Here is a 23072-nt window from a genome sequence, read left to right as displayed (position 1 = left end):
GTCGGTGCCGGCATCGTCGTCACCATCAAAGAGTAATTGGACGAAACGGATCTGTCGCGGGCGCGGGCTGCCCGCGCCGCGCCAGAACAAGGAATTGACGCATGAACGGACAGAATATCCGCATCCGCCTTAAGGCGTTTGACCACCGGGTGCTCGACGCCTCGACGCGCGAAATCGTGTCGACCGCCAAGCGCACCGGCGCCAACGTCCGCGGCCCCATTCCGCTGCCGACGCGGATCGAAAAGTTCACGGTCAACCGGTCGCCTCACGTCGACAAGAAGAGCCGCGAGCAGTTCGAGATGCGCACCCACAAGCGGCTGCTCGACATCGTCGATCCGACCCCGCAGACGGTCGATGCTCTGATGAAGCTCGATCTGGCCGCCGGTGTCGACGTCGAGATCAAGCTCTAAGGAACAAGAGGGCGGGGCGACCCGGAACTCTGAAGGAACAAGAGGCGTGGAGGGGCGCTAGCCCCGACAGGGAACTCTAAAGGAATTGAACCGATGCGTTCAGGTGTGATTGCAAAGAAGGTGGGAATGACCCGCATCTACAACGATGCCGGGGAACACGTTCCCGTCACCGTTCTCCAGATGGAGAACTGCCAGGTCGTGGCGCAGCGCACGCAGGAGAAGAACGGCTACACCGCCGTCCAGCTCGGCGTTGGCCTTGCCAAGGTGAAGAACACGTCGAAGGCGATGCGCGGCCATTTCGCTGCCGCCTCCGTCGAGCCGAAGGCGAAGCTCGCCGAGTTCCGCGTCTCCGCCGAGAACATGATCGACGTCGGCGCCGAACTCACCGTCGAGCACTTCGTCGCCGGCCAGAAGGTCGACGTCACCGGCACCTCGACCGGCAAGGGTTTCCAGGGCGTGATCAAGCGGCACAACATGGGTGGTGGCCGCGCCACGCACGGTAACTCGGTGTCGCACCGCACGCACGGCTCGACCGGCCAGCGCCAGGACCCCGGCAAGGTGTTCAAGGGCAAGAAGATGGCCGGCCACATGGGCGACGTCCGCGTCACCACGCAGAATGTCGAGGTCGTCTCGACCGATGCCGACCGCGGCCTGATCCTGATCCGCGGCGCCGTTCCGGGCGTCAAGGGCGCCTGGATCCTGGTTCGCGATGCGGCCAAGGTTGCGCTGCCTGCCAACGCGCCGAAGCCTGCCGCAATCCGCGCCGCCGCTGTCGCCAAGAACGACGCCCCGGCCACTGAGGGAGCTGAATAATGGATCTCAAGATCACAACGCTCGGCGGCAAGGACGCCGGCAAGGTGAAACTCTCCGAGGAGATTTTCGGCCTTGATCCGCGCGAGGACATCCTGCAGCGCGTCGTGCGCTGGCAGCTCGCCAAGAAGCAGCAGGGCACGCACAAGGCCAAGGGCCGCGCCGAGATCGCGCGCACCGGCGCCAAGATGTACAAGCAGAAGGGTACGGGCCGCGCCCGTCACCATTCGGCTCGCGCTCCGCAGTTCCGCGGCGGCGGCAAGGCGCACGGCCCGGTCGTGCGCAGCCACGAGCACGACCTGCCGAAGAAGGTGCGCGCGCTGGGCTTGAAGCATGCTCTCTCGGCCAAGGCCAAGAGCGCTTCGCTGATCATCGTCGACGAACTGAAGCTGGCCGACGCCAAGACCAAGGCGCTGGCAGCTAACCTCGAGACGCTCGGGCTGACCAACGCCCTGGTGATCGGCGGCGCCGAGCTCGACCAGAACTTCAAGCTGGCGGCGACCAACATTCCGAACATCGACGTGCTGCCCATCCAGGGCATCAACGTCTACGACATTCTGCGCCGCGGCACGCTGGTCCTTTCGAAGGCCGCCGTCGAGGCTCTCGAGGAGCGCTTCAAATGACCGACCTTCGTCACTACGACGTGATCGTCTCGCCGGCGATCACTGAAAAGTCGACCATGGCTTCCGAGCAGAACCAGGTCGTCTTCAACGTCGCCAAGAAGGCGTCGAAGCCGGAAATCAAGGCCGCCGTCGAAGCGCTCTTCGGCGTCAAGGTGATGGCCGTGAACACGCTCGTCCGCAAGGGCAAGATCAAGCGCTTCCGCGGCACGGTTGGCCGCCAGGGCGACGTCAAGAAGGCGGTTGTGACGCTGGCCGAGGGCCAGTCGATCGACGTCGCGACGGGTCTCTGAGCAAGGCCGCGAGGACAGGACAATGGCACTCAAGAAATTCAACCCGGTAACGCCGAGCACCCGCCAGCTGGTCATCGTCGACCGCTCGGGCCTCTACAAGGGCAAGCCCGTCAAGGGCCTGACCGAAGGCCTGACCAAGTCGGGCGGCCGCAACAACTACGGCCGCATCACGGCCCGCTTCATCGGCGGCGGTCACAAGCGTTCGTACCGCATCATCGACTTCAAGCGTAAGAAGTACGACGTCGTCGGCACGGTGGAGCGTATCGAATACGATCCGAACCGCACCGCCTTCATCGCGCTGATCAAGTATGACGACGGCGAGCTGTCCTACATCCTGGCGCCGCAGCGCCTGGCTGCCGGCGACAAGATCGTGGCCGGCGAAGCGGTCGACGTGAAGCCGGGCAACGCGATGCCGCTGGCCTCGATGCCGGTCGGCACGATCGTCCACAACATCGAGCTGAAGCCGGGCAAGGGCGGCCAGGTCGCCCGTTCGGCGGGCGGTTACGCCCAGCTCGTCGGCCGCGACCAGGGCATGGCGATCCTGCGCCTCAACTCGGGCGAGCAGCGCGTCGTGCACGGCTCCTGCATGGCCACCGTCGGCGCCGTGTCGAATCCCGACCACGGCAACATCAATGACGGCAAGGCCGGTCGCACCGTGTGGCGCGGCAAGCGCCCGCACAATCGCGGCGTGGCCATGAACCCGGTCGATCATCCGCACGGCGGCGGCGAAGGCCGCACCTCGGGTGGCCGTCATCCGGTTTCGCCCTGGGGCAAGCCGACCAAGGGCAAGAAGACGCGGTCCAACAAGGCGACCGACAAGTTCATCGTGCGCTCGCGCCATCAGCGCAAGAGCTAAGAAGAGGTAACGCCAAGTGACTCGTTCGATTTGGAAAGGCCCCTTCATCGACGGCTACCTTCTCAAGAAGGTGGACAAGGTTCGTGAAGGCGGTCGCAATGAGGTGATCAAGATGTGGAGCCGTCGCTCCACCATCCTGCCGCAGTTCGTCGGCTTCACCTTCGGTGTCTACAACGGCCAGAAGCACGTCCCGGTCTCGGTGAACGAGGACATGGTCGGTCACAAGTTCGGTGAATTCGCTCCGACCCGGACCTATTACGGTCATGGCGCGGATAAGAAGGCGAAGAGGAAATAATCATGGGCAAGGCCAAAGCTCCGCGCAGGCTTGCTGACAACGAAGCGCGCGCCGTTCTGCGCACGATCCGTATCAGCCCGCAGAAGCTGAACCTGGTTGCCGCGCTGATCCGCGGCAAGAAGGTCGCGACAGCGCTTTCCGATCTCGAATTCTCGGCCAAGCGGATTTCCGGCACGGTCAAGAAGACGCTGGAGTCGGCGATCGCCAACGCGGAAAACAACCACGACCTCGACGTCGACGCGCTGATCGTGGCGGAAGCCTATGTCGGCAAGTCGATCGTCATGAAGCGGTTCCATGCTCGTGGCCGCGGTCGCGCCAGCCGTATCGAGAAGCCGTTCTCGCACCTCACGATCGTCGTTCGTGAAGTCGAGGAAAAAGGGGAGGCCGCATAATGGGCCAGAAAGTCAATCCGATCGGGCTGCGTCTCGGCATCAACCGTACCTGGGATTCGCGCTGGTTCGCGAACACCGGCGAGTACGGCCAGCTGCTGCACGAGGACATCAAGATCCGCAAGTATGTTGAGAAGGAACTCAAGCAAGCCGCGATCTCCAAGGTCGTGATCGAACGCCCGCACAAGAAGTGCCGCGTCACCATTCACGCGGCACGTCCGGGCCTGATCATTGGCAAGAAGGGCGCCGACATCGAGAAGCTCCGCAAGAAGCTGATGGAGATGACGAAGTCCGAGACGCACCTCAACATCGTCGAGGTGCGCAAGCCGGAAATCGACGCCACGCTGATCGCCCAGTCGATCGCCCAGCAGCTCGAGCGCCGCATCGCGTTCCGCCGCGCCATGAAGCGTGCCGTTCAGTCGGCGATGCGTCTCGGCGCCGAGGGCATCCGCATCAACTGCTCCGGCCGTCTCGGCGGCGCCGAAATCGCGCGCATGGAGTGGTACCGCGAAGGCCGGGTGCCGCTGCACACGCTGCGCGCCGATGTCGATTACGGCACAGCCGAGGCGAACACGGCCTACGGCATCTGCGGCGTCAAGGTGTGGGTGTTCAAGGGCGAGATCCTCGAGCACGACCCGATGGCCTCCGAGCGTCGCGCCACCGAAGGCGATCACGGCGGTGCGGCCGGCGGCGAGCGCGAGCGCGGTCGTCGTCGCGAGAACGCCTGAGACATTTGAGAATTTGGAGTTAGAACGATGCTGCAGCCAAAGCGCACAAAGTTCCGCAAGCAGTTCAAGGGCCGTATCCACGGTACCGCCAAGGGCGGCACCAACTTGGATTTCGGCGGTTTCGGGCTGAAGGCGCTTGAGCCGAACCGCGTCACCGCGCGCGAGATCGAGGCGGCCCGCCGCGCGATCACCCGCGAGATGAAGCGCGCCGGCCGCGTCTGGATCCGGGTGTTCCCGGATCTGCCGGTCACCTCGAAGCCGACCGAAGTGCGCATGGGTAAGGGCAAGGGCGCCGTCGACTACTGGGCGGCGCGTGTCAAGCCTGGCCGCATCATGTTCGAGATCGACGGCGTCAGCGAGGAGACCGCGCGTGAGGCGCTGCGCCTCGGTGCCGCCAAGCTCTCGGTCAAGACGCGCTTCGTACAGCGCATCGCAGAATAAGGACGGGCTGAACCATGAAAGCCGAAGACATCCGGACCAAGACCCAGGATCAGCTGACTGACGACCTGGCCAGCCTGAAGAAGGAGCAGTTCAACCTGCGCTTCCAGAAGGCCACCGGCCAGCTCGAGAAGACCGCGCGCGTGAAGCAGGTCCGCAGGGACATCGCGCGCATCAAGACCATCGCCGCGGAAAAAGCCGCGGCCAAGAAGGGTTAAGACCATGCCAAAGCGCATTCTGCAGGGCACCGTCGTCAGCGACAAGAACGAGAAGACGGTCGTCGTCAAGGTCGAACGGCGCTTCACGCATCCCGTGATGAAGAAGACCGTGCGCATGACCAAGAAGTACAAGGCGCACGACGAGAACAACGCCCACAAGGTCGGCGACCAGGTGTTCATCCAGGAATCGAAGCCGATTTCCAAGGACAAGCGCTGGATCGTCGTCACTTCGGACCAGGCGTAAACAAACGAATTTTGGACAGACCGGGGAGGGGCTTCGAGCCCGTCCCGTTAGAAAAGAAGAAGGCGGCCAGTCATGATTCAGATGCAAACAAACCTCGACGTCGCGGACAATTCCGGCGCTCGTCGTGTCATGTGCATCAAGGTGCTGGGCGGTTCGAAGCGGAAGTATGCCTCCGTCGGCGACATCATCGTGGTGTCGATCAAGGAAGCCATCCCGCGCGGCCGCGTTAAGAAGGGCGACGTGATGAAGGCGGTCGTGGTTCGCACGGCCAAGGACATCCGCCGTCCGGACGGCAGCGTGATCCGTTTCGACAAGAACGCGGCCGTTCTCGTCGACAACAAGAAAGAGCCGATCGGCACGCGTATCTTCGGGCCGGTTCCGCGCGAGCTTCGCGCCAAGAACCACATGAAGATCATCTCGCTCGCGCCTGAAGTGCTGTAAGGAGCCGGACCAATGCAGAAGATCAGAAAAGGCGACAAGGTCGTCGTGCTTGCCGGCAAGGACAAGGGCCGTTCGGGCGAAGTCCTGTCGGTGCAGCCGAAGGAAGACACCGCGCTCGTGCGCGGCGTGAACCTCATTCGCCGTCACCAGAAGCAGACCCAGTCCCAAGAGGGCGGGATCATCACCAAGGAAGCGCCGATCCACCTGTCGAACATCGCGCTGGCCGACCCCAAGGACGGCAAGCCGACCCGCGTCGGCTTCACCATCCAGAAGGACGGCAAGAAGGTGCGCGTCGCCAAGCGTTCGGGAGAAGTCATCAATGGCTAAGGCTGAAACCAAGCAGGCGGCTGCCAAGAACGAGCCGCGCCTCAAGAAGGTCTACAACGAGACCATCCGCAAGGCGCTGCAGGAGCAGTTCGGCTACGACAACGACATGCAGGTTCCGCGGATCGACAAGATCGTGCTGAACATGGGCGTCGGCGAGGCGACCGGCGATTCGAAGAAGCCCTCGATCGCGGCCGAGGATCTCGCGCTGATCGCCGGCCAGAAGGCCGTCGTCACCCGCGCCCGCAACTCGATCGCCGGCTTCAAGGTGCGCGAGAACATGCCGATCGGCGCCAAGGTCACGCTGCGCAAGGAACGCATGTACGAGTTCCTCGACCGCCTCGTGAACATCGCGCTGCCGCGCGTCCGCGACTTCCGCGGACTGAACCCGAAGAGCTTTGACGGCCGTGGCAATTACGCCATGGGCATCAAGGAACACATCGTGTTCCCAGAGATCAACTACGACAAGGTTGATCAGGTTTGGGGCATGGACGTCATCGTTTGTACGACGGCGAAGACGGACGACGAGGCCAGGGCGCTGCTCAAGGCCTTCAACTTCCCCTTCCGCCAGTAACGGCAGCGAAAAAGGAAAAATCTGAAATGGCAAAGACCAGCTCAGTCGAGAAGAACAACCGGCGCCGCAAGCTTGCCGGCCAGTACGCCGTCAAGCGCAAGGCGCTCAAGGACATCGTGATGGATCAGTCCAAGCCGATGGAAGAGCGTTTCCGCGCCCAGTTGAAGCTGTCGGCGCTGCCGCGCAACTCGGCCAAGATTCGTATCCGCAACCGCTGCGAAGTCACCGGCCGCCCGCGCGCCTACTATCGCAAGCTCAAGCTTTCGCGTATCGCGCTTCGCGATCTGGGCAACAACGGCCAGATCCCGGGCCTGGTCAAGTCGAGCTGGTAAGGAGACCCTGAGATGTCATTGAGCGATCCTCTCGGCGATATGCTGACCCGCATCCGCAACGCTTACGGCCGCAAGAAGTCGAGCGTCTCGACCCCGGCCTCGCGTCTGCGTGCCCGCGTCCTCGAAGTGCTGAAGTCGGAAGGCTATATCCGCGACTACAGCCAGACCGACTTCGACAACGGCAAGTCGGAAATCGAGATCGAGCTGAAGTATTTCGACGGCGCTCCGGTCGTGCGCGAAATCGAGCGCGTCTCGAAGCCTGGCCGCCGCGTCTATGTCTCGGCCAAGTCGATCCCGCACGTCGCCAACGGCCTCGGCATCGCCATCCTTTCGACGCCGAAGGGCGTCATGGCCGATCACGAAGCGCGCGAGCAGAATGTCGGCGGCGAGATCCTCTGCCAGATCTTCTGATCCGGCGCGAGATTGATGAATGGGCTTCGGTTCTAGGGATCGCGCCCGGGAACTGGAACCTGAAACGAAAGAAGTGACGAGGACAACAAAATGTCTCGTATCGGAAAGAAACCCGTTTCGCTGCCGCAGGGCGTGACCGCGACCGTCAACGGCCAGACCGTGACGGCGAAGGGCCCCAAGGGCGAGCTGAAGTTCGTGGTGAACGACGAAGTGCTGGTCAAGATGGAGGGCAGCGAGATCGCTGTCGAGCCGCGCGACCAGTCGAAAACCGCCCGTTCCAAGTGGGGCATGTCGCGCACGCAGATCGTCAACATACTGCAGGGTGTCAAGGACGGCTTCGAGAAGAAGCTCGAGATCACCGGCGTCGGCTATCGTGCCGCCATGCAGGGCAAGAACCTGCAGCTCGCGCTCGGCTTCAGCCACGACGTGGTCTATGAAACGCCGCAGGGCATTACGATCTCGGTGCCGAAGCCGACCGAAATCACGGTCTCCGGCATCGACAAGCAGCAGGTCGGCCAGGTTGCCGCCGAGATCCGCGAATATCGCGGTCCGGAGCCCTACAAGGGCAAGGGCGTTCGTTATGCCGACGAGCGGATCGTGCGCAAGGAAGGCAAGAAGAAGTAAGACTGCAACGCCGCGGGGTGCGACCGCGGGAGGCTTGGCCTACCGCGCACGGTTGCCCCCGTTTTCTGAAGGCAAGGAACAGACATCATGGCTAGCCCCAAAGAAATCACTCAGCGCCGCGCGCAGCGCGTGCGCCGTCAGCTCAAGAAAGTCGCCGGCGAGCGTCCGCGTCTCTCGGTGCACCGCACCTCGAAGCACATCTACGTCCAGGTTATCGACGACGCGAATGGCCACACGCTGGCCGCTGCCTCGACCTTGGAGAAGGACCTCAAGGGCTCGCTCAAGACCGGCGCCGACACCGCTGCTGCTGCCGCGGTCGGCAAGCTCATCGCCGAGCGTGCCACGAAGGCTGGCGTCAAGGAAGTCGTCTTCGACCGTGGTGCCTACATCTATCATGGCCGCGTCAAGGCGCTGGCCGAGGCCGCCCGCGAAGGTGGGTTGAGCTTCTGATTTTTCACCGCCGGCGACCCAAAAGCGGCGCCGGCATTCAGCAACCGTGCTTCCGGAAAAGAACAAGGAACAGGATATGGCACAGGAACGTAGGGAAGGCGGCCGTGGCCGCGAGCGTGATCGCGAAGAGCGCGACGACGGCATGGTGGACAAGCTCGTCCACATCAACCGCGTCGCCAAGGTGGTGAAGGGCGGCCGTCGCTTCGGCTTTGCCGCGCTCGTCGTCGTCGGCGACCAGAAGGGCCGCGTCGGCTTCGGCCACGGCAAGGCGCGCGAAGTGCCGGAGGCGATCCGCAAGGCGACCGAGTCCGCCAAGCGCGACATGATCTTCGTGCCGCTGCGTTCGGGCCGCACGCTGCATCACGACGTCGAGGGCCGCTGGGGCGCCGGGCGCGTTCTGCTGCGCGCCGCCAAGCAGGGTACCGGCATCATCGCCGGCGGCCCGATGCGCGCCGTCTTCGAGACGCTCGGCATGCATGACGTGGTCGCCAAGTCGATGGGTTCGTCGAACCCCTACAACATGGTTCGCGCCACTTTCGACGCGCTGAAGAGCCAGATGCATCCGAAGGATGTGGCTGCCGCGCGCGGCATCAAGTACTCGACCCTTCAGGCTCGCCGCGGCACCGCCGTCGCGACTGAAGAATAGTCGACGCTGACCAGGGATTTCGACCATGGCCAAGAAAGCTACCAAGACCATCACCGTCGAGCAGATCGGTTCGCCGATCCGCCGGCCGAAGGAGCAGCGCGCGACGCTGGTCGGCCTCGGCCTGAACAAGATGCACAAGCGGCGCACGCTGGAAGATACCCCTTCGGTGCGCGGCATGATCGCCGCCGTCCAGCACCTCGTCCGCGTCGTGGACGAGGCCTGAACGGAAGCGCAGGAGAAGAAACATGAAACTCAACGATCTGCGTGACAAGGACGGCGCCACGCATTCCAAGAAGCGCCTCGGCCGCGGCATCGGCTCCGGCTCTGGCAAGACCGCCGGTCGCGGCGTCAAGGGCCAGAAGGCGCGCTCGGGCGTCGCCATCAACGGCTTCGAGGGCGGCCAGATGCCGCTCTACCGGCGCCTGCCGAAGCGCGGCTTCAACAACCTGTTCGGCAAGAGCTTCACCGTCGTGTCGCTCGCCCGCATCCAGGCTGCTATCGATGCCAAGAAGCTCGACGCCAAGGCGACCGTGACGGCCGAGACCCTGATCGCTGCCGGCGTCATCCGCCGCGCCAAGGACGGCGTGCGCGTGCTCTCCGACGGCGAGCTCAAGGCAAAGCTCTCCTTCGACGTCGCCGGCGCCTCCAAGGCGGCGATCGAGAAGATCGAGAAGGCCGGCGGTTCGGTGAAGCTGCCGGAAGCGGCCGCCGCCGAGTAACGGCGATTTGAAGCGCGGCCGGCGGGAATGGTTTCGTTTTTGCCGGCGAACCGCGTTTCGATCTGATCAATTGGGCGGCCGCGTCAACGCGGCCGCTTGCATGTTGACGGTCCGGAGCTTATCTCGTGAGCTTCGGTGACACGCGCCGCCTGAGCTGCGGGCATCGAGCGTGACCTAGCGGAGAATCAGGCATGGCTTCGGCTGCTGAACAACTAGCCTCCAATCTGAATTTTGCGGCCTTCGCCAAGGCCGAGGACCTGAAGAAGCGCATCTGGTTCACCATCGGCGCGCTGCTCGTCTACCGCCTCGGCACCTATATCCCGCTTCCCGGCATCAATCCCGACGCTTTCGCGCAGGCCTTCTCCTCGCAGAGCAAGGGCGTGCTCGGCATGTTCAACATGTTTGCCGGCGGCGCCGTGCAGCGCATGGCGATCTTCGCGCTCGGCATCATGCCCTACATCTCCGCCTCCATCATCATGCAACTGATGACCTCGGTCATCCCGTCGCTGGAAGCGCTGAAGAAGGAAGGCGAGCAGGGCCGCAAGATCATCAACCAGTACACGCGCTACGGCACCGTGCTGCTCGCCCTGGTGCAGGCCTACGGCATTTCGATCGGCCTCGAAGGCGGCAACGGCATCGTCAACGATCCCGGCATGTTCTTCCGGATCTCGACCGTCGTCACGCTCGTCGGCGGCACCATGTTCCTGATGTGGCTCGGCGAGCAGATCACCGCGCGCGGCATCGGCAACGGCATTTCGCTGATCATCTTTTCCGGCATCGTCGCCGGCCTGCCGCGGGCGATCTCCGGCACGCTGGAACTCGGCCGCACCGGTGCGCTGTCCACCAGCCTCATTCTGGCGATCATCGTGCTCGCCGTCGTCGTCATCGGCGTCATCGTCTTCTTCGAGCGCGCCCAGCGGCGACCTGCTGATCCAGTATCCGAAGCGACAGGTCGGCAACCGCATGTTCCAGGGCGATACCTCGCATCTGCCGCTGAAGCTCAATACCTCGGGCGTCATCCCGCCGATCTTCGCCTCCTCGCTGCTGTTGCTGCCGGCAACGGTCGCCGGCTTCTCGCAGACGACAAACCTGCCGGCCTGGGCAAGCACGGTTCTGGCCTCCCTCGGCCATGGCCAGCCGCTCTACATGGCGTTCTACGCGGCGATGATCATCTTCTTCGCCTTCTTCTACACGGCGATCGTCTTCAACCCGAAGGACACGGCCGACCAGCTCAAGAAGCATTCCGGCTTCATCCCGGGCTATCGGCCGGGCGAGCGCACCGCCGAATATATCGACTATGTTCTGACGCGTATCACCGTCATCGGCGCCATCTACCTGGTGCTGGTGTGTCTGCTGCCTGAGTTCCTGATTTCAGCGACTGGCGTACCTTTCTACCTCGGTGGCACATCGCTTCTGATCGTGGTCAGTGTCACGCTCGACACGGTGGCGCAGATTCAGGGTCACCTGATCGCGCACCAGTATGAGGGCCTGATCAAGAAGTCGAAGTTGCGCGGGGGTAAGAGGAGCAGATGAGGCTGATATTGCTTGGGCCGCCAGGAGCGGGCAAGGGGACGCAAGCACAGAGATTGGCAGACAAACACGGCATACCCCAGCTTTCGACGGGTGACATGCTGCGTGCCGCCGTCCAGGCCGGCACCGAGGTCGGCAAGCGGGCCAAGGCGGTGATGGATGCAGGCGAGCTGGTGTCTGACGCGATCGTCAACGCGATCGTCGCCGAGCGGATCGACCAGCCCGACTGCGCCAGAGGCTTCATCCTCGACGGATACCCGCGCACGCTGGTGCAGGCCGACGCGGTGGAAGCCATGCTTTCAGAGCGCAATATTGCGCTGGACAGCGTCATCGAGCTCGTCGTCGACGACAAAGCGCTGGTCGGGCGGATCGTCAAGCGGGCCGAGGATGCCAAGGCCGCCGGCCAGCCGGTGCGCAAGGACGACAACCCGGCTGTGTTCGAGGAGCGCCTGCGCGAATACTACAAGAAGACGGCGCCGCTGACCGGTTACTACTATGCCAAAGGCAGGCTGAAGACCGTCGACGGCATGGCCAGCATCGATGCCGTGACCGCGGAGATCGAGGGCGTGCTGGCGGCGACGGCGAAGTAGGCCGTTCCGACAAGTAGAGATTGCGCTTGACTGGAAGGAGCCGTTGGGGTATGGCGGCCCGTCTTCCTGTCAGGCATAGAGTTTGCTTGCCCGCAAGGGCAGGGCAGTCGTTTTGAACCAGGAAACTCCCGCAAGGGCCGGCCTCCACCGGACGCGGGGCAACTTAGATCGCGCCGGCTCGTCCGGCCCATATGGAGATGAGAAGAAATGGCTCGTATAGCCGGCGTCAACATTCCGACCAACAAGCGCGTCGTCATTGCGCTTCAGTACATTCACGGCATCGGCAAGAAGTTTGCCCAGGAGATCGTCGACAAGGTCGGCATCCCGGCCGACCGCCGCGTCAACCAGCTGACCGACGCGGAAGTGCTGCAGATCCGCGAGACGATCGACCGCGACTACCAGGTCGAAGGCGACCTGCGTCGCGAAGTCTCGATGAACATCAAGCGGCTCATGGACCTCGGCTGCTATCGCGGCCTGCGTCATCGCCGCTCGCTGCCGGTCCGCGGCCAGCGTACGCATACCAATGCGCGCACCCGCAAGGGCCCGGCCAAGGCGATCGCCGGCAAGAAGAAGTAATTGGTGAATGGTGAAATCGTGAATGGTGAATGGCTTGGTCTATTCACTATTCACAATTCACCCGGTGTAGCCGCTGGCATTACGGCGGTGTAGAGATCAACTGAAAGGACTACCATGGCCAAGGAAGCCGCTCGTGTTCGCCGTCGCGAACGCAAGAACATCTCGTCGGGCGTTGCCCACGTCAATTCGACCTTCAACAACACGATGATCACCATCACCGACGCACAGGGCAATTCGATTGCCTGGTCGTCGGCCGGCGCACAGGGCTTCAAGGGTTCGCGCAAGTCGACCCCGTTCGCCGCCCAGATGGCCGCCGAGGACGTCGCCAAGAAGGCCCAAGAACACGGCATGCGCATGCTCGAGGTCGAGGTCTGCGGACCCGGCTCCGGCCGCGAATCGGCGCTGCGCGCCCTACAGGCAGCTGGCTTCACCATCACCTCGATCCGTGATGTGACGCCGATCCCGCACAATGGCTGCCGCCCGCGCAAGAAGCGCCGCGTCTAATATTTTTGAACGCCGCGTGAGCGCCAAGGCGCTCCTCCGAGGCAATTCCAGGCTGCCCGCCACGATTGGATGGTGGCGGGTCAAAGGAAGGAAGACACCATGATCCAGAAAAATTGGCAGGAACTGATCAAGCCGAACAAGATCGAGTTCTCGTCGAAGAAGAAGACGCTGACCACGCTGGTGGCCGAGCCGCTCGAGCGCGGCTTCGGCCTTACCCTCGGCAACGCGCTGCGGCGCGTGCTTCTGTCTTCGCTGCGCGGCGCGGCCGTCACCGCCGTGCAGATCGACGGCGTGCTGCACGAATTCTCGTCCATCGCCGGCGTGCGCGAGGACGTGACCGACATCGTGCTCAACATCAAGGAAATCGCCATCCGCATGGAAGGCGATGGTCCCAAACGCATGGTCGTGCGCAAGCAGGGCCCGGGCGCCGTGCTCGCCGGCGATATCCAGACCGTCGGCGACGTCGAGATCCTCAACCCCGACCACGTGATCTGCACGCTGGACGAGGGTGCCGAGATCCGCATGGAGTTCACCGTCGACACCGGCAAGGGCTATGTGCCGGCCGAGCGCAACCGCGCCGAGGACGCGCCGATCGGCCTGATCCCGGTCGACAGCCTCTACTCGCCGGTCAAGAAGGTCTCCTACAAGGTCGAGAACACCCGCGAGGGCCAGGTCCTCGACTATGACAAGCTGACCATGACCATCGAGACCGACGGTTCCATCTCGGGCGAGGATGCGGTGGCTTTCGCCGCCCGCATCCTGCAGGACCAGCTCGGCCTGTTCGTCAACTTCGACGAGCCGCAGAAGGAAGTCGCCACCGAAGCCGTCACCGAGCTCGCCTTCAACCCGGCGCTGCTCAAGAAGGTCGACGAGCTCGAGCTTTCGGTGCGTTCGGCCAACTGCCTGAAGAACGACAACATCGTCTATATCGGCGACCTGATCCAGAAGACCGAAGCCGAGATGCTGCGCACCCCGAACTTCGGCCGCAAGTCGCTGAACGAGATCAAGGAAGTGCTGGCGGCGATGGGCCTGCACCTCGGCATGGAAGTGCCGGATTGGCCGCCGGAAAACATCGAAGACCTCGCCAAGCGTTACGAAGATCAGTACTGAGCATGATCCCGAAAAGTTGCAGACTTTTCGGACAAGATCATGCGGCTAACCAATAGGGGCTGAGGCCTCTTGAACCCGGAATGAAGGAGAAGAGCCATGCGCCACGGATTTAAAGGCCGCCGGTTCGCCCGCAGCGTAAGCCATCGCAAGTCGATGTTTGCCAACCTTGCCGTGTCGCTGATCGAGCACGAGCAGATCGTCACCACCCTGCCGAAGGCGAAGGACCTGCGTCCGATCGTCGAGAAGCTGGTGACGCTCGGCAAGCGCGGCGACCTGCACGCCCGCCGCCAGGTGATCGCGCAGATCGGCAATGAAGGCGTCGTCAATCGCCTGTTCGAAACCATCGCACCGCGCTACGCCACCCGCAACGGCGGCTACCTGCGCATCATGAAGGCGGGCTTCCGCCACGGCGACAACGCCGCCATGGCGGTCATCGAGTTCGTCGACCGCGACACCTCGGCCAAGGGCGCCGCCGACCGCGCCCGCCTCGAGGCTGAGGGCGGCAACGAGGAAGCCGCGGCCGCGTAAGGCCTCGGTTTCGGAATTGACCAAGAGGGGCCTGCGGGCCCCTTTTTTATTTTGAGGGCGGAGCGTAGGAGCGGGCGGATTCCCGTTCGCACGCTCACGCTTTTGCGCAACAAGCGTCGTATTTTCCGTGCATTGGCCTTTCATTCTGCACAATCGTCGGGACAATGGCGCCTGATCTGGAGGATTCGGAATGCACCTCAAACGGCTGTTTCTCATTGCAGTTTGCGCGCTTGCCGCTTTCGCCGCGGCACCGGCGGTGAGACAGGCATTGGCTGAGGACGCCGCCAAGCCGGCCGACCCCGGCCTCTCCGACGTGCTGACCGACCTGCTGCATGGCGTCGAAGGTGAGAATGCCACCTCCGGGCCAGACAAGCGTGTGCCGTTCGGTCGCGAGGAGGTGCAGCTTTCCTTCGCGCCGCTGGTCAAGCAGACCGCGCCGGCCGTGGTCAATGTCTATGCCTCGCAGACGGCGAAGGTCACCTCTCCCTTCGAGGGCGATCCCTTCTTCGAGGAGTTCTTCGGCCGCGCCCAGCCGCGCGCGCAGTCCTCATTGGGCTCGGGCGTTCTGGTCGATCCGAGCGGCGTCATCGTCACCAACTACCACGTCATCAAGGATGCCGACGAGGTGAAGGTGGCGACCGCCGACGGGCGCGAGTTCACCAGCAAGGTGATGCTCAAGGACGAGACGCTCGATCTCGCCGTGCTCAAGATCTCGGCCGACAAGCCGTTCCCGGTGATCGCCATCGGCGATTCCGACGCGCTCGAGGTCGGCGACCTGGTGCTGGCGATAGGCAATCCGTTCGGCGTCGGCCAGACCACCACCAGCGGCATCGTTTCAGCGCTTGCCCGCAGCCATATCGGCGTTTCGGATTCGGGCTACTTCATCCAGACCGACGCCGCCATCAATCCCGGCAATTCGGGCGGCGCGCTGATCAACATGGGCGGCCAACTGGTCGGCATCAACACGGCGATCTACAGCCGCAGCGGCGGCTCGATCGGCATCGGCTTCGCCATTCCAGCGAATATGGTCAGGGCCTTCGCGGACGCCGCCAAGGCCGGGCTCGACTTTTTCGAGCGGCCTTATATCGGCGCCGAGTTCGAAGCGGTGACGCCGCAGATCGCGGAGTCGCTCGGCATGGAAAAGCCGACCGGCGCGCTGGTTTCGTCGGTCGATGCGGCGGGACCCGCCGGCAAGTCAGGGCTCAAGCCCGGCGATGTCGTGCTGTCGCTCAACAACACGCCGGTCGAAAGCATCGAGGCGCTGGACTACCGCATGGCGACGCTGTCGATCGGCACCAAGGCGACCTTCGCCGTGCTGAGCAAGGGCCAGCAGGCGACGCTGGAGATTGCGCTGGAGCGCGCGCCGGAAGGCGCCAAGCCGACCGAGGTGACGCTGCATGGCCGCAGTCCCTTCGCCGGCGCCAAGGTGGCGGAACTGTCACCGCGCCTTGCCCAGCGGCTCGGCCTGCGCACCGATTTGAAGGGCGTCACCATGGTCGACATCAACCGCGATTCACCGGCCGCCGATTTCGGCTTTCAGCCGGGCGATATCGTGCGCGAAGTGAATGGCACGAGCGTCGACACGGCAGCGACGCTGGCACAGATTGCTCAGCAGGATACGCGCTGGTGGCGCTTTACCGTCGAGCGTGGCGGGCAGACATTGCGCCAGGTGTTGCGTTATTGAGGCGATCTTCCCATTTCTGAAGATCGCGCTCCAACCAAAAGATAAACATGGCCGATCTGTTCAGTTCCGATGAACCGGAGAAAGCGCCACCCGGCCGGCCGCTGGCCGACCGGTTGCGCCCGAAGAATCTTGGCGAGGTCGTCGGCCAGGAGCATCTGACCGGCCCCGACGGCGCGCTGACGCGGCTGATCGATTCCGGCACGCTCGGCTCGATGATCTTCTGGGGCCCGCCCGGCACCGGCAAGACGACGGTGGCGCGGTTGCTGGCGGGCGAGACCCATCTTGCCTTCGAGCAGATATCGGCAGTGTTTTCCGGCGTCGCCGACCTGAAGAAGGTGTTCGAGGCAGCAAAACTGCGCCGTGGCAATGGCCGTCAGACGCTGCTCTTCGTCGACGAGATCCATCGTTTCAATCGCGCTCAGCAGGACGGTTTTTTGCCCGTGATGGAAGACGGCACCGTGGTGCTGGTCGGTGCCACGACAGAGAACCCGTCCTTCGAACTGAACGCCGCGCTTTTGTCCCGCGCGCGGATATTGGTGTTCCGTTCACTTGGCGAGGAGAGCATCGCCAAGCTTCTGGCGCGCGCGGAGGAAACCGAGGGCAAGGCGCTGCCGCTTGATGACGAGGCGCGAGCCATGCTCATCCGCATGAGCGACGGCGACGGCCGGGCCTCGCTGACGCTGGCCGAGGAAGTCTGGCGTGCCGCCAAGCCCGGCGAGGTGTTCGGGCCGGAGGGACTGCAGCGTGTCATCCAGCGCCGCGCGCCGATCTACGATAAAGGCCAGGACGGCCACTACAATCTGATTTCGGCGCTGCACAAATCGGTGCGCGGTTCGGACCCGGACGCCGCGCTCTATTATCTCGCCCGCATGTTCGACGCCGGCGAGGATCCGCTCTATCTTGGCCGCCGGCTGGTGCGCATGGCGGTGGAAGACATCGGCCTTGCTGATCCGCAGGCGTTGGTCGTCGCAAATGCCGCCAAGGACGCCTATGACTATCTCGGCTCTCCCGAGGGCGAGCTCGCCTTCGCCGAGGCCGCCGTCTATCTCGCCACCGCGCCGAAATCGAACGCTGTCTACACCGCCTTCAAGGCAGCGACCGCAGCGGCCAAGGAGTTCGGCTCGCTGCTGCCGCCCAAGCACATCCTCAACGCGCCGACCAAGCTGATGAAGGAGGAGGATTACGGCGCCGGCTACCGCTACGACCATGACGAGCCGGACGCCTTTTCCGGCCAGGACTATTTCCCGGAAAAGATGGGCCGCCACACCTTCTACGATCCGCCGGAGCGCGGCTTCGAGCGCGATATCCGCAAGCGGCTGGAGTACTGGGCAAAGCTGCGCAAAGAGCGGGAGTAGCTGCTTGCGTGGTCCGGCGGGCCTGACGCCTTGCCGCACGACGATGAAAGTCGGAATGCCGGTGCAATCTTGAGCGGGCAAACCTGACCCAGATTGTGCCCAGTCATGAAAAATCCTATTAAGGCGCACGGCTGGCGGGGGTCGCCGTGATTTGGCTCATGCGAACAGGATCGCGCTACCGCGCGAAAGACTATGACAAAGCAAACCCGTAAGACCCTTCGTCAGGCTGCGATCGCAGTCCCGCTTCTCGCGCTCGGCTTTTATTTCATCCCGATCCTGACGACGATCTGGATCGTCTGCGGTGTGATCGATGTGCTGCGCAACGCAAACAGGGATCTGTCGTTGTTCCGCGGCTATTTCCTCGGCAACGGCATCTTCACCTGGTTGCTGTCCCCCTTCAATCTTTTGGTCGACCTGCTTTGCTACCGAAACCCGGGCGTATGGAAGCTGGAGCAGTTTCCCGCCGACTATCAGCGCGAGGTCAACGAGGTTCTCGACGTCTTCAAGGCTCGCAAGGACGAGATCATCGCCGATATCGACGCCAATTTCGGCACCGGCCGGCGCGGCATGTATGTCTATCAGTGGTACGGCAAGCACAAGATCGACAACGTCGCGGAATTCAACAAGGATTTCAAATACATCAAGACCATCGCGGTCTCGGTCTTCAGGGGCAGGGAATCGACCTCCTGGCATTTCGGGCCGCTGCGGCTCAGCCTGCGCATCCTCTACAACCTGTTGCCGGTGAAGGCCGAGATTTTCGTCGAGTGCAACAACGCCAGGAATTACTGGCACGACAATCCGCTCTACATTTTCGACGATACGCTGCTGCATCGTTCGGTCAACGAGTACGACGGGCGCCGTTACTGCGTATTCATGGATATCATCCGTCCATCGCCATTCCCCGGCCTCATCGCCGGCCTTCTCGCCGTCGTCTCGGTAAGCGTCGAACGCATCAATTCCATGTTCTACAAGAACTGGAAGATGATCGGCTCGTCCAAGCAGAAGAAGGCGCCGGCCAACTGATCCTCAACAAGATCGAAGGCTTAGACCTTCGCTCAAGCCGCGCGCCTTAAACCATCGTCCTATGGCACCGGCGGGCGCCGACCTTTAGAACTCTAGGTGTCGGTTATGTTCTTGGAACATAACGACGGAGCGGAAGGAGGTTCCGCTCACCCGGAGGGATTAGGTTGATCGGACGGCAAGCAGCCGTGCATGCGGATCTGGTCCAGGTCTCGATCGCGAAAAGCGACGCGGCCCATTCGGCGCTGGTCGCCTCATGGCGGCGCTCGCTGCAACTGCATCATCTCGATCCCGCCGAACGCAAGGCACCCAGGCGGCTGACCGAGAGCGAGCTCAGAGAAGCCCGGCAGCGCATGGAGCAAATGATCCGCGCCGCCGAGTCGAGCCTTAACCGGCTCTATCTTGCGGTCGGCGGCATCGGCTGCTGCGTGATGCTGGCGGACCGCGACGGCATTCCGGTCGAGCGCAGAGGCGCCGTCGCCGACGACGAGACGTTCGATGAATGGGGCCTGTGGACCGGCACGGTCTGGAGCGAGGACAGCGAAGGCACCAACGGCATCGGCACATGCATTGCCGACCAGCGGGCGTTGACCATCCACCGCGACCAGCATTTCTTCTCCCGCAACACGCTCCTCAGTTGCACGACGGCGCCGGTCTACGACCACGAAGGCAATCTGGCCGCGGCGCTGGACGTGTCGTCATGCCGGTCGGACCTGACGGAAGGTTTTGTCCAGCTCATCGCTGTCGCGGTGGGGGACGCCGCGCGCCGCATCGAAGCGGAGAATTTCCGCATGGTGTATTCCAACGCCCGCATCCTCCTGGCCCCAGTCGCCGAACGCAGCGCCGGAGCTCTGATTGCCGTCGACGCGGACGACCTGGTGGTCGGCGCAACTCGTACTGCGCGGCTGGCTCTCGGCATTACGCGCGAAGCGCTCGCCAAGGGATTGCTGGCCGCCGACGTCCTCGGCGATCCCGCTAAGGCGGAAGACCTCGACGATGCCGAGCGCGGTGCGCTGCAGCGGGCGATGGCGCGCGCCGGCGGCAATGTCTCTGCAGCGGCCCAAAACCTCGGCATTTCGCGCGCGACGCTGCATCGCAAGCTTGTCCGTTTCGCTATCCGCCGTCCGCATTGATTTCATGGCCCTGATCTGTCGCAGTTCTGCGACACTCGGCGGCCGTGATCGCTCGGCCCCGGGCTGACAAACCGAACCCTATCCGCAACCTTTCCTCCTGACGCGCCGCATCCCGCAGCGCGCTTCTTAGGGAGGAAGTGATGAACAAGGTAGAATTTTCGCGCACGGCCAAGGTTCCTTTCGCCAAGCGTTACGACAACTTTATCGGCGGCAAATGGACGGCGCCGCACTCCGGCAAATACTTCGAGAACATCTCGCCGGTTACGGGCCGTCCGCTGGGCGAGATCGCCCGCTCGGATACGAAGGACGTCGAGGCGGCGCTCGATGCCGCGCACAAGGCGAAGGATGCCTGGGGCAAGACCAGCCCGGCGGAGCGCGCCCTGATCCTCAATCGCATCGCCGACCGCATGGAAGAGAACCTCGATCTGCTGGCGCTTGCCGAAACCTGGGACAACGGCAAGCCGATCCGCGAGACGACCGCGGCGGACCTTCCTTTGGCCATTGACCATTTCCGCTATTTCGCAGGCGTGCTCCGCAGCCAGGAAGGCTCGATCTCTGAGATCGACCACGATACCGTCGCCTACCATTTCCACGAGCCCCTCGGCGTCGTCGGCCAGATCATCCCCTGGAACTTCCCGCTGCTCATGGCCTGCTGGAAGCTGGCGCCTGCGCTTGCCGCCGGAAACTGTGTGGTGCTGAAGCCGGCCGAGCAGACGCCGGCGACGATCATGCTCTGGGCCGACCTCATCGGCGATCTTTTGCCGGAGGGCGTGCTCAACATCGTCAACGGCTTCGGTCTCGAAGCCGGCAAGCCGCTGGCATCCTCGAACCGCATCGCCAAGATCGCCTTCACCGGCGAAACGACGACGGGCCGGCTGATCATGCAATATGCCTCGCAGAACCTCATTCCGGTGACGCTCGAGCTCGGCGGCAAGTCGCCCAACATCTTCTTCCAGGATGTGACGGCGGAGGATGACGACTTCTTCGACAAGGCGATCGAGGGCTTCGTGATGTTCGCCCTTAACCAGGGCGAGGTCTGCACCTGCCCGAGCCGCGCGCTGGTGCATGAGAAGATCTACGACAAGTTCATCGAACGCGCGCTGAAGCGGGTCGAAGCGATCGTTCAGGGCGATCCGCTCGATCCGGCCACCATGATCGGCGCGCAGGCCTCGAGCGAGCAGCTGGAGAAGATTCTTTCCTACTTCGACATTGGCCGCCAGGAAGGGGCCGAAGTGCTGACCGGCGGCGAGCAGAGCCACCTGCCGGGCGACCTTGCCGGCGGCTACTACGTCAAGCCGACCGTGTTCAAGGGCAACAACAAGATGCGCATCTTCCAGGAGGAGATTTTCGGTCCCGTCGTATCGGTGACGACCTTCAGGGACGATGACGAGGCGCTGTCGATCGCCAACGACACGCTCTATGGCCTCGGCGCCGGCATCTGGAGCCGCGACGCGAACCGCTGCTACCGCTTCGGCCGCGCCATCCAGGCGGGCCGCGTCTGGACCAACTGCTACCACGCCTATCCGGCGCATGCCGCCTTCGGCGGCTACAAGCAGTCCGGCATCGGCCGCGAGACGCACAAGATGATGCTCGACCACTATCAGCAGACCAAGAACATGCTGGTCAGCTACAGCCCGAAGAAGCTCGGTTTCTTCTGATCCTCCCGGGCGAAGCGGAGGGAGGGCGCGGAAGCCATGCCCTCCCTTCATCAGAGGAGGATTCCATGGACAAGACTTCATTGGGCAAGGTCTCAGCTACGCCGGAGGCCGAGGCGCTGCTTGCCGAGATCATCGCCGATCACGGTCCGGTGCTATTCCATCAATCCGGCGGCTGCTGCGACGGATCCTCGCCGATGTGCTACCCGCGCGGCGAGTTCATCGTCTGCGATAGTGACGTGAGGTTGGGCGAGATCGGCGACACGCCGGTCTATATCAGCGCCTCTCAATTCGAAGCCTGGAAGCACACGGATCTCATCATCGACGTGGTATCGGGCGGGGGTGGCATGTTCTCGCTCGACAACGGCCGCGAAAAGCGGTTCCTGACGCGCTCGACGGTTTGCGCCGTGCCGGCGCCGTCTTCGAACGGCTGATCGGACTGATCCGTCATCCGCGACGATTTGGGGCAATCGTCGCGCTTTGTTGGGTCTTTGGCTCGCAAGATGCCTGCCTTAGTGCTATGGCGCCGCTTTCGAATGGAAAAGCGAACATGGCAGGCGTTGAACAGATAACGGTGGAGGCCGGCGAGGCGGGCATGCGGCTCGACCGCTGGTTCAAGGTCCACTATCCGGGCCTCGGTTTCGGCCATCTGCAGAAGCTCCTGCGCTCCGGCCAGATCCGCGTCGATGGCGGCCGGGTGAAGGCCGACTCGCGCGTCGAGCCCGGGCAGACCGTGCGCATTCCGCCGCTCGACGTCGACAAGAAGGGCGAAGCCGCGCTCACCGGCCATTCGATCCGCAACCAGGGCGATGCCGACGTGCTGGCCAAGATGTTGTTGCACGAGGACCCGAAAGTCTTCGTCTTCAACAAGCCGGCGGGGCTCGCGGTCCAAGGCGGCTCGGGCGTCACGCGCAATGTCGACGACATGCTGGAGGCCTGGCGCAACCAGAAGGGCGAGAAGCCTCGCCTCGTGCACCGCCTCGACCGTGACACTTCCGGCGTGCTGGTCGTTGCCCGCACCCGCCTTGCCGCCATGAAACTCTCGGAAGCGTTCCGGGCGCGCGAGACGAAGAAGACCTACTGGGCGCTGGTCAAAGGCGTGCCGCCGAAGCGCGAGGACAAGATCTCGACCTGGCTGGTCAAGGAGGCGACGCCGGACGGCGACCGCGTGCGCATCGCCAAGCATGGCGAGAAGGGCGCCGACCACGCGGTGTCTTATTACCGCGTCGTCGAGCAGGCGGCGCAGACGCTGTCCTGGTTGGAGATGGAGCCCTATACCGGCCGCACCCACCAGCTTCGTGTCCATGCCGCCCATATCGGCTGCCCGATCATCGGCGACCCCAAATATTTCGAGGCCGACACCAACTGGGAATTTCCGGGCGGCATCCAGAATCGCCTGCATCTTCACGCGCGCCGCATCGTCATCCCTCATCCCGACCAGGGTGTCATCGACATCACCGCGCCGATGCCGCCGCATATGCGCCAGAGCTGGAACCTGCTCGGCTTCGATGAGCAGAGCGCGGAGGACGACAATTGAGCGGCGCCGCCGATACGTTCGATCGGCG

33 protein-coding genes and 1 pseudogene are annotated in these 23072 nt (G+C 63.5%); all 34 read left to right on the top strand.

The genetic code is table 11. From position 1 onward, the window contains the following. The first annotated feature begins 101 nt into the window (after positions 1-101). The 34 genes and pseudogenes from rpsJ (at position 102) to DH10_RS05710 (ending at position 23044) form a co-directional block, all read left to right on the top strand. Positions 102-410, top strand: a complete 309-nt coding sequence (gene rpsJ / locus DH10_RS05875) for a 30S ribosomal protein S10 (RefSeq protein WP_006205468.1) — start codon at positions 102-104, stop codon at positions 408-410. A 93-nt stretch (positions 411-503) separates the two neighbouring features. Then, entirely contained in the window at positions 504-1223 is a 720-nt protein-coding gene (rplC, locus tag DH10_RS05870) for a 50S ribosomal protein L3 (RefSeq protein WP_192244853.1), read from the top strand. After that, positions 1223-1843, top strand: coding sequence for a 50S ribosomal protein L4 (gene rplD / locus DH10_RS05865; protein ID WP_192384437.1), 621 nt, complete (start codon positions 1223-1225; stop codon positions 1841-1843). Before rplC ends, rplD begins: the two co-directional genes overlap by 1 nt. Beyond that, positions 1840-2133 carry a 50S ribosomal protein L23 gene (locus DH10_RS05860; RefSeq protein ID WP_126094108.1) on the top strand — a complete coding sequence of 98 codons (294 nt, stop codon included), beginning with the start codon at positions 1840-1842 and terminating at the stop codon, positions 2131-2133. Before rplD ends, DH10_RS05860 begins: the two co-directional genes overlap by 4 nt. A 22-nt stretch (positions 2134-2155) precedes the next feature. Then, positions 2156-2989, top strand: a complete 834-nt coding sequence (gene rplB, locus DH10_RS05855; RefSeq protein WP_040970375.1) for a 50S ribosomal protein L2 — start codon at positions 2156-2158, stop codon at positions 2987-2989. 16 nt (positions 2990-3005) lie between these two features. Next, positions 3006-3284, top strand: a complete 279-nt coding sequence (gene rpsS / locus DH10_RS05850) for a 30S ribosomal protein S19 (RefSeq protein ID WP_006205463.1) — start codon at positions 3006-3008, stop codon at positions 3282-3284. Between the two features lie 2 nt (positions 3285-3286). Then, a complete protein-coding gene (gene rplV, locus DH10_RS05845; RefSeq protein WP_006205462.1) occupies positions 3287-3676 on the top strand; it encodes a 50S ribosomal protein L22 in 390 nt (129 codons plus the stop codon). Continuing rightward, the gene (gene rpsC / locus DH10_RS05840) at positions 3676-4401 is read left to right on the top strand and encodes a 30S ribosomal protein S3 (RefSeq protein ID WP_192244857.1); all 726 of its coding nucleotides are present in this window, start codon (positions 3676-3678) and stop codon (positions 4399-4401) included. Before rplV ends, rpsC begins: the two co-directional genes overlap by 1 nt. 27 nt (positions 4402-4428) lie before the next feature. Beyond that, positions 4429-4842, top strand: coding sequence for a 50S ribosomal protein L16 (rplP, locus tag DH10_RS05835; protein ID WP_027170364.1), 414 nt, complete (start codon positions 4429-4431; stop codon positions 4840-4842). Between the two features lie 14 nt (positions 4843-4856). Then, positions 4857-5057 (top strand): 50S ribosomal protein L29, encoded by a 201-nt coding sequence (gene rpmC / locus DH10_RS05830; RefSeq protein ID WP_095807484.1) that lies wholly within the window; start codon positions 4857-4859, stop codon positions 5055-5057. 4 nt (positions 5058-5061) lie between these two features. Next, positions 5062-5301, top strand: coding sequence for a 30S ribosomal protein S17 (gene rpsQ / locus DH10_RS05825; RefSeq protein ID WP_027170362.1), 240 nt, complete (start codon positions 5062-5064; stop codon positions 5299-5301). 72 nt (positions 5302-5373) lie between these two features. Further along, a complete protein-coding gene (rplN, locus tag DH10_RS05820; protein WP_006205457.1) occupies positions 5374-5742 on the top strand; it encodes a 50S ribosomal protein L14 in 369 nt (122 codons plus the stop codon). A gap of 12 nt (positions 5743-5754) precedes the next feature. Further along, a complete protein-coding gene (rplX, locus tag DH10_RS05815; RefSeq protein WP_126054440.1) occupies positions 5755-6069 on the top strand; it encodes a 50S ribosomal protein L24 in 315 nt (104 codons plus the stop codon). Next, positions 6062-6640 carry a 50S ribosomal protein L5 gene (rplE, locus tag DH10_RS05810; RefSeq protein ID WP_192244859.1) on the top strand — a complete coding sequence of 193 codons (579 nt, stop codon included), beginning with the start codon at positions 6062-6064 and terminating at the stop codon, positions 6638-6640. Before rplX ends, rplE begins: the two co-directional genes overlap by 8 nt. A 26-nt stretch (positions 6641-6666) precedes the next feature. Further along, positions 6667-6972 carry a 30S ribosomal protein S14 gene (gene rpsN, locus DH10_RS05805; protein ID WP_192244861.1) on the top strand — a complete coding sequence of 102 codons (306 nt, stop codon included), beginning with the start codon at positions 6667-6669 and terminating at the stop codon, positions 6970-6972. 12 nt (positions 6973-6984) lie between these two features. Beyond that, the gene (rpsH, locus tag DH10_RS05800; RefSeq protein ID WP_126084112.1) at positions 6985-7383 is read left to right on the top strand and encodes a 30S ribosomal protein S8; all 399 of its coding nucleotides are present in this window, start codon (positions 6985-6987) and stop codon (positions 7381-7383) included. A 90-nt stretch (positions 7384-7473) separates the two neighbouring features. Beyond that, complete coding sequence (gene rplF / locus DH10_RS05795) at positions 7474-8007, top strand: 50S ribosomal protein L6 (protein ID WP_126084111.1); 534 nt, start codon at positions 7474-7476, stop codon at positions 8005-8007. Positions 8008-8094: 87 nt separating this feature from the next. Beyond that, a complete protein-coding gene (gene rplR, locus DH10_RS05790) occupies positions 8095-8457 on the top strand; it encodes a 50S ribosomal protein L18 (RefSeq protein ID WP_192244863.1) in 363 nt (120 codons plus the stop codon). Positions 8458-8533: 76 nt separating this feature from the next. Continuing rightward, entirely contained in the window at positions 8534-9103 is a 570-nt protein-coding gene (gene rpsE / locus DH10_RS05785; RefSeq protein ID WP_192244865.1) for a 30S ribosomal protein S5, read from the top strand. Positions 9104-9128: 25 nt separating this feature from the next. After that, positions 9129-9326, top strand: coding sequence for a 50S ribosomal protein L30 (gene rpmD, locus DH10_RS05780; protein WP_027170355.1), 198 nt, complete (start codon positions 9129-9131; stop codon positions 9324-9326). A gap of 22 nt (positions 9327-9348) precedes the next feature. Beyond that, positions 9349-9822 (top strand): 50S ribosomal protein L15, encoded by a 474-nt coding sequence (gene rplO, locus DH10_RS05775; protein WP_192244867.1) that lies wholly within the window; start codon positions 9349-9351, stop codon positions 9820-9822. A gap of 191 nt (positions 9823-10013) precedes the next feature. Then, positions 10014-11355 (top strand): annotated as a pseudogene (gene secY / locus DH10_RS05770) (preprotein translocase subunit SecY). Beyond that, the gene (locus tag DH10_RS05765) at positions 11352-11942 is read left to right on the top strand and encodes an adenylate kinase (protein ID WP_192244871.1); all 591 of its coding nucleotides are present in this window, start codon (positions 11352-11354) and stop codon (positions 11940-11942) included. Before secY ends, DH10_RS05765 begins: the two are co-directional and overlap by 4 nt. A 207-nt stretch (positions 11943-12149) precedes the next feature. Beyond that, complete coding sequence (gene rpsM / locus DH10_RS05760) at positions 12150-12518, top strand: 30S ribosomal protein S13 (protein ID WP_027170351.1); 369 nt, start codon at positions 12150-12152, stop codon at positions 12516-12518. Positions 12519-12632: 114 nt separating this feature from the next. After that, positions 12633-13022, top strand: a complete 390-nt coding sequence (rpsK, locus tag DH10_RS05755; protein WP_006205444.1) for a 30S ribosomal protein S11 — start codon at positions 12633-12635, stop codon at positions 13020-13022. A 99-nt stretch (positions 13023-13121) separates the two neighbouring features. Then, positions 13122-14132 carry a DNA-directed RNA polymerase subunit alpha gene (locus tag DH10_RS05750; RefSeq protein WP_032933403.1) on the top strand — a complete coding sequence of 337 codons (1011 nt, stop codon included), beginning with the start codon at positions 13122-13124 and terminating at the stop codon, positions 14130-14132. A gap of 96 nt (positions 14133-14228) precedes the next feature. Beyond that, the gene (rplQ, locus tag DH10_RS05745) at positions 14229-14660 is read left to right on the top strand and encodes a 50S ribosomal protein L17 (RefSeq protein ID WP_192244873.1); all 432 of its coding nucleotides are present in this window, start codon (positions 14229-14231) and stop codon (positions 14658-14660) included. Between the two features lie 190 nt (positions 14661-14850). Beyond that, the gene (locus DH10_RS05740; RefSeq protein ID WP_192384436.1) at positions 14851-16344 is read left to right on the top strand and encodes a DegQ family serine endoprotease; all 1494 of its coding nucleotides are present in this window, start codon (positions 14851-14853) and stop codon (positions 16342-16344) included. A 47-nt stretch (positions 16345-16391) separates the two neighbouring features. Beyond that, positions 16392-17699 carry a replication-associated recombination protein A gene (locus DH10_RS05735; protein WP_192244877.1) on the top strand — a complete coding sequence of 436 codons (1308 nt, stop codon included), beginning with the start codon at positions 16392-16394 and terminating at the stop codon, positions 17697-17699. A gap of 192 nt (positions 17700-17891) precedes the next feature. Next, on the top strand, positions 17892-18722 hold the full coding sequence (locus DH10_RS05730) for an aspartyl/asparaginyl beta-hydroxylase domain-containing protein (RefSeq protein WP_192244879.1): 831 nt from the start codon (positions 17892-17894) through the stop codon (positions 18720-18722). Positions 18723-18886: 164 nt separating this feature from the next. Next, positions 18887-19852: a helix-turn-helix domain-containing protein gene (locus DH10_RS05725; RefSeq protein ID WP_210325007.1), complete on the top strand. Its 966-nt coding sequence runs from the start codon at positions 18887-18889 to the stop codon at positions 19850-19852. Positions 19853-19992: 140 nt separating this feature from the next. Continuing rightward, entirely contained in the window at positions 19993-21510 is a 1518-nt protein-coding gene (gene adh / locus DH10_RS05720; protein WP_192244882.1) for an aldehyde dehydrogenase, read from the top strand. A gap of 65 nt (positions 21511-21575) precedes the next feature. Continuing rightward, on the top strand, positions 21576-21941 hold the full coding sequence (locus tag DH10_RS05715) for a DUF779 domain-containing protein (protein ID WP_192244884.1): 366 nt from the start codon (positions 21576-21578) through the stop codon (positions 21939-21941). 116 nt (positions 21942-22057) lie between these two features. Further along, positions 22058-23044: an RluA family pseudouridine synthase gene (locus DH10_RS05710; RefSeq protein WP_192244886.1), complete on the top strand. Its 987-nt coding sequence runs from the start codon at positions 22058-22060 to the stop codon at positions 23042-23044. The last annotated feature ends 28 nt before the right edge of the window (positions 23045-23072 follow it).

The sequence above is a fragment of the Mesorhizobium silamurunense genome (assembly GCF_014843825.1).
Lineage (GTDB): Bacteria > Pseudomonadota > Alphaproteobacteria > Rhizobiales > Rhizobiaceae > Mesorhizobium > Mesorhizobium silamurunense.
This window is presented reverse-complemented; position numbering and strand designations above follow the sequence as displayed.

Bases quoted from the DNA above. Each gene is read 5' to 3' on its own strand.
- rpsJ (WP_006205468.1), top strand. From the start codon at position 102: ATGAACGGACAGAATATCCGCATCCGCCTTAAGGCGTTTGACCACCGG.
- rplC (WP_192244853.1), top strand. From the start codon at position 504: ATGCGTTCAGGTGTGATTGCAAAGAAGGTGGGAATGACCCGCATCTAC.
- rplD (WP_192384437.1), top strand. From the start codon at position 1,223: ATGGATCTCAAGATCACAACGCTCGGCGGCAAGGACGCCGGCAAGGTG.
- DH10_RS05860 (WP_126094108.1), top strand. From the start codon at position 1,840: ATGACCGACCTTCGTCACTACGACGTGATCGTCTCGCCGGCGATCACT.
- rplB (WP_040970375.1), top strand. From the start codon at position 2,156: ATGGCACTCAAGAAATTCAACCCGGTAACGCCGAGCACCCGCCAGCTG.
- rplV (WP_006205462.1), top strand. From the start codon at position 3,287: ATGGGCAAGGCCAAAGCTCCGCGCAGGCTTGCTGACAACGAAGCGCGC.
- rpsC (WP_192244857.1), top strand. From the start codon at position 3,676: ATGGGCCAGAAAGTCAATCCGATCGGGCTGCGTCTCGGCATCAACCGT.
- rplP (WP_027170364.1), top strand. From the start codon at position 4,429: ATGCTGCAGCCAAAGCGCACAAAGTTCCGCAAGCAGTTCAAGGGCCGT.
- rpmC (WP_095807484.1), top strand. From the start codon at position 4,857: ATGAAAGCCGAAGACATCCGGACCAAGACCCAGGATCAGCTGACTGAC.
- rpsQ (WP_027170362.1), top strand. From the start codon at position 5,062: ATGCCAAAGCGCATTCTGCAGGGCACCGTCGTCAGCGACAAGAACGAG.
- rplN (WP_006205457.1), top strand. From the start codon at position 5,374: ATGATTCAGATGCAAACAAACCTCGACGTCGCGGACAATTCCGGCGCT.
- rplX (WP_126054440.1), top strand. From the start codon at position 5,755: ATGCAGAAGATCAGAAAAGGCGACAAGGTCGTCGTGCTTGCCGGCAAG.
- rplE (WP_192244859.1), top strand. From the start codon at position 6,062: ATGGCTAAGGCTGAAACCAAGCAGGCGGCTGCCAAGAACGAGCCGCGC.
- rpsN (WP_192244861.1), top strand. From the start codon at position 6,667: ATGGCAAAGACCAGCTCAGTCGAGAAGAACAACCGGCGCCGCAAGCTT.
- rpsH (WP_126084112.1), top strand. From the start codon at position 6,985: ATGTCATTGAGCGATCCTCTCGGCGATATGCTGACCCGCATCCGCAAC.
- rplF (WP_126084111.1), top strand. From the start codon at position 7,474: ATGTCTCGTATCGGAAAGAAACCCGTTTCGCTGCCGCAGGGCGTGACC.
- rplR (WP_192244863.1), top strand. From the start codon at position 8,095: ATGGCTAGCCCCAAAGAAATCACTCAGCGCCGCGCGCAGCGCGTGCGC.
- rpsE (WP_192244865.1), top strand. From the start codon at position 8,534: ATGGCACAGGAACGTAGGGAAGGCGGCCGTGGCCGCGAGCGTGATCGC.
- rpmD (WP_027170355.1), top strand. From the start codon at position 9,129: ATGGCCAAGAAAGCTACCAAGACCATCACCGTCGAGCAGATCGGTTCG.
- rplO (WP_192244867.1), top strand. From the start codon at position 9,349: ATGAAACTCAACGATCTGCGTGACAAGGACGGCGCCACGCATTCCAAG.
- DH10_RS05765 (WP_192244871.1), top strand. From the start codon at position 11,352: ATGAGGCTGATATTGCTTGGGCCGCCAGGAGCGGGCAAGGGGACGCAA.
- rpsM (WP_027170351.1), top strand. From the start codon at position 12,150: ATGGCTCGTATAGCCGGCGTCAACATTCCGACCAACAAGCGCGTCGTC.
- rpsK (WP_006205444.1), top strand. From the start codon at position 12,633: ATGGCCAAGGAAGCCGCTCGTGTTCGCCGTCGCGAACGCAAGAACATC.
- DH10_RS05750 (WP_032933403.1), top strand. From the start codon at position 13,122: ATGATCCAGAAAAATTGGCAGGAACTGATCAAGCCGAACAAGATCGAG.
- rplQ (WP_192244873.1), top strand. From the start codon at position 14,229: ATGCGCCACGGATTTAAAGGCCGCCGGTTCGCCCGCAGCGTAAGCCAT.
- DH10_RS05740 (WP_192384436.1), top strand. From the start codon at position 14,851: ATGCACCTCAAACGGCTGTTTCTCATTGCAGTTTGCGCGCTTGCCGCT.
- DH10_RS05735 (WP_192244877.1), top strand. From the start codon at position 16,392: ATGGCCGATCTGTTCAGTTCCGATGAACCGGAGAAAGCGCCACCCGGC.
- DH10_RS05730 (WP_192244879.1), top strand. From the start codon at position 17,892: ATGACAAAGCAAACCCGTAAGACCCTTCGTCAGGCTGCGATCGCAGTC.
- adh (WP_192244882.1), top strand. From the start codon at position 19,993: ATGAACAAGGTAGAATTTTCGCGCACGGCCAAGGTTCCTTTCGCCAAG.
- DH10_RS05715 (WP_192244884.1), top strand. From the start codon at position 21,576: ATGGACAAGACTTCATTGGGCAAGGTCTCAGCTACGCCGGAGGCCGAG.
- DH10_RS05710 (WP_192244886.1), top strand. From the start codon at position 22,058: ATGGCAGGCGTTGAACAGATAACGGTGGAGGCCGGCGAGGCGGGCATG.